This window comes from Bacteroidota bacterium (assembly GCA_030706565.1).
Lineage (GTDB): Bacteria > Bacteroidota > Bacteroidia > Bacteroidales > JAUZOH01 > JAUZOH01.
In genome coordinates this window covers 1-2,754 of the sequence record JAUZOH010000467.1, presented here as the reverse complement: position 1 = coordinate 2,754, position 2,754 = coordinate 1, and the positions used below count along the sequence as shown (strand labels likewise).

Below are 2,754 nucleotides of genomic sequence, written 5' to 3'. Positions count from 1 at the left end.
TCGGTCATTGTTCCACCACCTGATTCAAGCGGCAAAGTTCGGTTCTGTAACAATCCTGTAGATAAACGGTTATACAGATCCACGGTCATATCAATCCGGTTATTCAAAAAACCCATATCTATACCCAAATTAAACTCACGGGTTTTTTCCCAGGTTAACTCCTGACTGACAAGAGAACCAATTCCTACGCCCAAAGCATCGGTTGATCCGAAATTGTAATAAGTAGACTTGTTAGCAAGCAACTGGGTGAGAAAGGGGTTGATATTATTATTACCGGTATAACCCAAACTTAAACGGAACTTTAAATTAGAAAGAATATTTTTAAACGATTCCATAAAGGATTCTTCAGAAACCCTCCAGGCAACCGAAGCTGAAGGGAAGGATGCCCATTTATGGCCCTCGGCCAGCTTGGAGGAACCATCTTCCCTGATCGAAGCGGTTGCAAGATATTTCCCTTTATAGGAATAATTTGCCCTTGCAGCATAAGACACCATGGATGCTTCGGAATAATAGCTGGTCAATTTCGTATTTGCCGTATTGGTAGCAGTCCCTAAATTGTACCACTCATAATTATAATTATATCCTGCAGTATTGGTGTTGTAATCCTCTGAATTTTCAGAATACAGGCTGAATAATCCCATCAAATCAAAGTTATGATCATTGTTCAGGGTAAATTTATAATTCACTTGATTGTCCCAGGTATAATTATAATAGGTAAAATTTTCGACATTTGCCTTTGCATCATTTTCAACGGCAGTAGTTAAAGGATTGTCATAATTTCCTTCAGCCAGGGTACTTTTATAAAGCCCGGTACGATAACTGGTTATGCTGGGAGAAATAGTAGTTTTTAAAATCAGGTTTTTAAATGGAATGAATTGTAAATAAGCACTTCCCAGGGCTACAATCTTTTTGGTATTGTTCGAGGTACTGGCCAGATCAATTAAAGGATTAATAGAAGAAGTAAAACCACCAGAGCCGATAGAATTTGGGAAAATAGCATTACCATTGGCATCTTTTAAAGTTTCTGTAGTTTTTCCGGGGACAACAATAACATCCCCAATCAGATGATTTAATGCAGGATCAAGATTGCCATTGGTATAGGCAGCCACAATCGGGCTCATACGAAATGCACTTAGCATGGCATTGTCACTGCCTGTTTCCTGTGTTGAGTATCCCGTACTGATATTAAATCCGGTAGACCATTTGTCGCTCAAATTAGCATTTACACTTCCTTTCAGGTTGTACCGCTGATAACTGTCGTTAACGAACACCCCTTTTTCATTTTGGTATCCAACGCCGACCACATAAGCTATATCCCTGGTACTTCCTGAAATATCAATATAATGGTTTTCCTGAACCCCCTTTTGAGTCACCAGACCGACCCAATCGGTACTTGTATTGGCTAGATAACGGTCGAGCAACCATTTGCTGCCCCCGAAAGTTCCGTCTGCATAAACAGGCTGCAAACCTTTCCCGTCATTGAGGTCCCGTAATTGTATCCCTCCCATCCAGACATTTTTCAAATCAGAGGTAGCAATTTCAATTACTCCGTCATTATTGGCATCGGAAGTATATTGATAATTCAGAATACGGTATTTCATCCATTCACGGGTATCCATAAAATCAGGCATACGGGTAATTTTGCTAATCCCGTAATAGCCATTATAGGAAATAACGGGTTTTGAAATTCCCTGTACCGACTTACCCGATCTGGTTTGCACAATAACTACGCCATGAGATCCACGGGAACCATAAATAGCTGTAGAGGAGGCATCTTTTAAGACATCAATTTTTTCAATATCCTGAGGATTTAAAAAATCAATGTTCGAGGTGATAACCCCATCGACGACATAAAGAGGTGTAGTAGTCCCCGAAACCGAATTTTGTCCGCGGACAGTTATATTGTAAGAAGCTCCAGCCCTGGAAGAAGATTGTTGAATCTGTACCCCGGCAACAGAGCCCTGAATAGCACTTACAACATTCAGAGTCCCTTTTTGAACAACATCTCCCGAATTCATGGATGATACAGAACCGGTCAGATCGCTTTTTTTGACCGTTCCGTAACCGATAACAATTACTTCATCCAGCATTTTGGAACTTTCACGCAATACAACATCAATGACAGCACCCTTTATTTCTACTTCCTCTTTTTGAAATCCTATAGAAGTAAATTCAAGAGTTTTTGCTTGGGCCGGAGCATTCAGATTAAATACCCCATTGGCGTCAGTAACTGTCCCGATGGTTGTACCTTTTACAGTCACCGTAGCCCCGACAACAGGTTCTCCTGTGGCATTTTTTACCGTGCCACTGATTGATTTCGTTTGCGCCCACGACATTCCAATGAATGAAAGAGCCATAAACAAAAACAACGCTTTTTTAAAAATTGGACTTTGTTTCTTCATAGGTAATAATTTAAATAATAAAATAGTTGGTTTAGTTAATAAGTTAAATTTAACAAAAAAAAAAGTTGGGTTAAACAATATTTTTTAAAATATTTTTATATATAACTTTATTCTCTAACTATTTAAAAAACTGAGGATTCGTCAAAAATACCGTGGAGTTACTACTTTCGATTTAGAATTGCCAACATCAAAACGCAGCATTATTTCGTGTGTGCCTGAATTAAATTTTTGCAAATCGGTTGTAGTATATTCATAGGCATAACCCAGGGAAAACCTTGAACTGATTTTTATTTCCCCAAATAAATTTACCGAGGACAAACTTCTATAGGAAGCGCCAAGAGCAAAAAAATTG

2 protein-coding genes are annotated in these 2,754 nt (G+C 38.9%); both read right to left on the bottom strand.

All coding sequences use genetic code 11. The features are described 5' to 3' along the window. Positions 1 to 2,402, bottom strand: a 2,402-nt coding sequence (locus Q8907_15625; GenBank protein ID MDP4275700.1) for a SusC/RagA family TonB-linked outer membrane protein, incomplete at its 3' end; no start/stop codon positions are given. 141 nt (positions 2,403 to 2,543) lie between these two features. Continuing rightward, positions 2,544 to 2,754, bottom strand: a 211-nt coding sequence (locus Q8907_15620) for a type IX secretion system membrane protein PorP/SprF (protein ID MDP4275699.1), incomplete at its 5' end; no start/stop codon positions are given.